Consider the following 4,514-nt stretch of genomic DNA (forward strand, 5'->3'; position numbering starts at 1 on the left):
GTTGGATGCCGGCGGATTGACGACACCGGCGATATGGCCCGACCCCGCCATCACATACTCGACCGTGCCGCCGAAATATTTCGAGCCGAGGAACACCGAAAGCGCCGGCGCGATGTGATCTTCCTTGGAGGCGAGGTTGTAGACCGGGATGGTGATGTCGCCGAGCGAGACCGTGCGGCCCGCCAGTTCCATCGTGCCTTGCGAAAGGTTGTTCTCGAGATAGCAGTTGCGCAGGTAGAAAGAGTGGTTGGCTGCGGCCATGCGGGTGGAATCGGCATTCCAGTAGAGCAGGTCGAAGGGCAGGGGATCCTTGCCGCGCATGTAGTTGTTGACGACATAGGGCCAGATCAGGTCGCCTGAGCGCAGCATGTTGAAGGCGGTCGCCATCTTGGTGCCGTCGAGATAACCCTTTTCGCTCATCGACTTTTCCACTGCCGCGACCTGTTCTTCGTCGACGAACACCTTCAGGTCGCCGGCATAGGTGAAGTCGACCTGCGTGGTGAAGAAGGTCGCCGACTTGATGCGGTCGTCGCCCTCTTGCGCCATCAGCGCCAGTGCCGCCGCCAGGAGCGTGCCGCCGACGCAATAGCCGATCGCGTTGACGTCGCGTTCGCCGGTGGCCTTCTCGACCGTGTCGAGGCCGTATTGCAGACCCTCGCGGATATAGGCTTCCCAGCTCTTGGTGCCGTGGCGCTCGTCCGGATTGACCCAGGAGATGACGAACACGGTGTGGCCCTGTTCAACCGCCCAGCGAATGAAGGATTTCTGCGGGTTCAGATCGAGGATGTAGAATTTATTGATCCATGGCGGGCAGATCAGCAGGGGCCGCTTGAGCACCGTCTCGGTCGCCGGTTCGTACTGGATGATTTCGGCGACGTCGCTGCGGCCGACCACCTTGCCGGGAGTGGTGGCGATGTTCCTGCCGATCTCGAAGGGCGAGTAGTCGGCCTGCCGCAGCTTCAGGTCGCCCTTGCCGGCGGCGATGTCCTCGGCCAGCATCTTCATGCCGCGCACCAGGTTTTCGCCGTTCGAGGCGACGGTTTCGCGGAACAGTTCCGGATTGGTCAGGATGAAATTCGACGGCGAGATGGCGTTGGACACCTGCTTGACGTAAAAGCCGGCCTTGTGGCGGGTGTGCTCGTCAAGACCTTCGGCGTGCTCGACCAGATCGGCCGCCCAGCGCGAGGTGACGAGATAGGCCTGCTTGAGGAAATCGAAGAAGGCGTTGCGGCCCCATTCCGGGTCGAGGAAGCGCTTGTCGCCGCGCTCCGGCTTGACCGCGTCTTCGGTGTCTTGCGCGGCGTTGCTGGTGCGCTGAATGGCGTTGGCCCAGACCGTCATATAGCCGGAGAACAGCCGCGTCTGCGCTTCCAGCGCGCGCTGCGGATCGGCAAGCCAGTATTCGCTGAGCTTGGAAAAGGTCTTCACCATATCGACGACGGGCTCGGCCACATGGTCGCGCACGTCGCCTTTTTCACGCGGCTCGGCCCAGGCGGAAGCGGCCTTGCCGGCCTGCTCGATCATGCGCGCCATGTTCAGGGCGAAGCGTTCCGGGTCCTTCACCAGATATTGCTCGACGGTCGAAGGCTGGTCATCTTCCGCTTTGCCCGAATCGGGTGTTTTGGACATGGTTGGCGGGGTTCCTCCCGAGGCCTTTTCTTGACATATTAACATGGGACATCCGACCGGGCCAATCTCGCTCTACCTCGGCTGCCAAGGAAACAATATGACGATTAATATTGGCGAGACTGTTTTTTTCGGTGCCGGACGTTTTTGCCGCATCGGCGCGGCGATCGTCCTCATCGGCATTGCCGGGTGCTCGAGCACCAACACGAATGGCCCGACGCCTGTCGCTGTGGGTGCGGGACCGAAGGATACCGGCACCTTCCCGAACCTGAACATCAAGCCGCAAGTGGCGGCGCCGCAGTTCACCGAAGCCGAGAAGAACGCCAAGCTCGCGCAATTGAAGGCGGATGAGAATGCGCAGGCGGCAAAGGGCGGCGGCCCCAAGGTCGTCAACCAGGCGGCGCTGACGGATCTGGCCAAGAAGCATGGCGACGAAACGCTGAAGCAGATCGAAGCCAAATGCGACCCCGCCCTCGACCCTACCTGCAAATAAGTATATAGCGCGCGCCCAACACCCCTTCGCTGTCTGGAACTGCCATGGAAGAATTTCACAAGGTTCGCCGGCTTCCGCCTTACGTGTTCGAGCAGGTCAACCGGCTCAAGGCCAGCGCCCGATCGCGTGGCGCCGACATCATCGACCTCGGCATGGGCAATCCGGACCTGCCGACGCCCAAGGCTATCGTCGACAAATTGTGCGAGGTCGTGCGCGACCCGCGCACGCATCGCTATTCCTCGTCGCGCGGCATTCCGGGCCTGCGCCGCGCCCAGGCCGCCTACTATGGCAGGCGCTTCGGCGTGAAGCTCAACCCCGACACGCAAGTGGTGGCCACGCTCGGTTCGAAGGAAGGCTTCGCCAACATGGCGCAGGCGATCACCGCGCCCGGCGACGTGATCCTGTGCCCGAACCCGACCTATCCGATCCATGCCTTCGGCTTTATCATGTCGGGCGGCGTCATCCGCTCGCTGCAGGTGGAGCCGGACGACGGTTTCATTCCGGCGCTCGAGCGCGGTGTCAAGCATTCGATCCCGAAGCCGCTGGCGCTGATCCTCAACTATCCGTCGAACCCGACAGCGCTGGTCGCCTCGCTCGATTTCTACAAGGATGTGGTCGCCTTCGCCAAGAAGAACGACATCATCATCCTGTCCGACCTTGCCTATTCGGAGATCTATTTCGACGGCAATCCGCCGCCTTCGGTGCTGCAGGTGCCTGGCGCGATCGACGTTTGCGTCGAATTCACCTCCATGTCGAAGACCTTCTCCATGCCCGGTTGGCGCATGGGCTTTGCCGTCGGCAACGAGCGGCTGATCTCGGCGCTGACGCGGGTGAAGTCCTACCTCGATTACGGCGCCTTCACGCCGATCCAGGTGGCGGCGGCACACGCGCTCAACGGCGACGGCGCCGACATCGCCGAGGTACGCGACATCTACCACAAGCGCCGCGACGTGATGGTCGACGCCTTCGGCCGCGCCGGCTGGACCATTCCGGCACCGGCGGCATCGATGTTCGCCTGGGCGCCGATCCCGGAGCCGTTCAAGCATCTCGGCTCGCTCGAATTCTCCAAGCTGCTCATCGAACATGCCGACGTGGCCGTGGCGCCCGGTGTCGGCTTCGGCGAGCATGGCGACGAATTCGTGCGCGTTGCTCTGGTCGAGAACGAGCACAGGATCCGGCAGGCGGCGCGCAACATCAAGCGCTTCCTGTCGACCAGCGCCAAGCAGCCCAACAATGTCGTGCCGCTCTCCGCTCACCGGTAAGCTTGCCGCACGCAAATTCGATCTGACTTTGAGGGACGTCGCCGGACATGGCTGAAGCATTGCGTGTTGGAATTGCCGGCCTCGGCACGGTCGGTGCATCGGTGGCGCGCGTGCTGCGCGACAAAGCGGTGGAACTGACCCGCCAGTGCGGCCGTGACGTGATCGTCACCGCCGTCTCGGCGCGCGACCACAAGCGCGATCGGGGCGTCGATTTGAGCTCTGCAAAGTGGTTCGACGATCCGGTCAAGATGGCCCAGACCGCAGAAATCGACGTGTTCGTCGAACTGATCGGCGGCGACGAGGGCCCGGCGCGCTCATCGGTGAAGACGGCACTCGAAGCCGGCCGTCACGTCGTCACCGCCAACAAGGCGCTGCTGGCCAAGCATGGCGTGGCGCTGGCCGAGATCGCCGAGAAGAAGGGCGTGCTTCTCAACTACGAGGCGGCGGTGGCGGGCGGCATTCCCGTCATCAAGACGATGCGTGAGGCGATGGCCGGCAATTCGGTCACCCGCGTGTTCGGCATCCTCAACGGCACCTGTAACTACATCCTGACCCGCATGGAGGCCGAGGGCATCTCGTTCGATGCTTGCCTGAAGGACGCGCAGCGGCTGGGCTATGCCGAGGCTGATCCGACCTTCGACATCGAGGGCCACGACACGGCGCACAAGCTGTCGATCCTGACCAGCCTTGCCTTTGGCACCAGGATCGCCGCCAACGACATCTACATGGAAGGCATTTCCAACATCACCCAAGCCGACATCCGCGCGGCCGCCGATCTCGGCTACCGGATCAAGCTGCTGGGTGTCGCCCAGCGCACCGAGAGCGGTATCGAGCAGCGCGTGCATCCGACGATGGTGCCGACCGCATCGGTCATCGCGCAGGTGCATGGCGTCACCAATGCGGTGGCGATCGAAACCGACATTCTGGGCGAGCTGCTGCTGTCCGGCCCCGGTGCGGGCGGCAACGCCACCGCATCGGCCGTCATCGGCGACATCGCCGACATCGCCAAGAGCCGGCCAGGCTTCCAGCATGGTCCGGTCTTCGGCCGGCCGGCCAAGGAGCTGAAACCCTACAAGAAGGCGCAGATGCGCAGCCATGCCGGCGGTTATTTCATCCGGCTGACCGTGCACGAC

4 protein-coding genes are annotated in these 4,514 nt (G+C 63.2%); 3 read left to right on the plus strand and 1 reads right to left on the minus strand.

Translation table 11 applies throughout. The annotated features are described in order from the left end of the window. The coding region (gene phaC, locus ENZ75_RS22135; RefSeq protein ID WP_128278314.1) for a class I poly(R)-hydroxyalkanoic acid synthase at positions 1-1,629 on the minus strand (1,629 nt) is incomplete at its 3' end. 97 nt (positions 1,630-1,726) lie between these two features. Here phaC and ENZ75_RS22140 point away from each other — a divergent pair. The 3 genes from ENZ75_RS22140 to ENZ75_RS22150 form a co-directional block, all read left to right on the plus strand. Next, complete coding sequence (locus ENZ75_RS22140; RefSeq protein WP_063167871.1) at positions 1,727-2,119, plus strand: hypothetical protein; 393 nt, start codon at positions 1,727-1,729, stop codon at positions 2,117-2,119. A 44-nt stretch (positions 2,120-2,163) separates the two neighbouring features. Further along, positions 2,164-3,381 (plus strand): LL-diaminopimelate aminotransferase, encoded by a 1,218-nt coding sequence (locus tag ENZ75_RS22145; RefSeq protein WP_013531991.1) that lies wholly within the window; start codon positions 2,164-2,166, stop codon positions 3,379-3,381. 47 nt (positions 3,382-3,428) lie between these two features. After that, a partial coding sequence (locus ENZ75_RS22150; RefSeq protein WP_164887924.1) for a homoserine dehydrogenase occupies positions 3,429-4,514 on the plus strand: 1,086 nt, incomplete at its 3' end.

Origin of the sequence: Mesorhizobium sp. M7A.F.Ca.CA.002.04.1.1, from assembly GCF_004022805.1 — a bacterium.
In the GTDB taxonomy this organism is placed as follows: domain Bacteria; phylum Pseudomonadota; class Alphaproteobacteria; order Rhizobiales; family Rhizobiaceae; genus Mesorhizobium; species Mesorhizobium ciceri.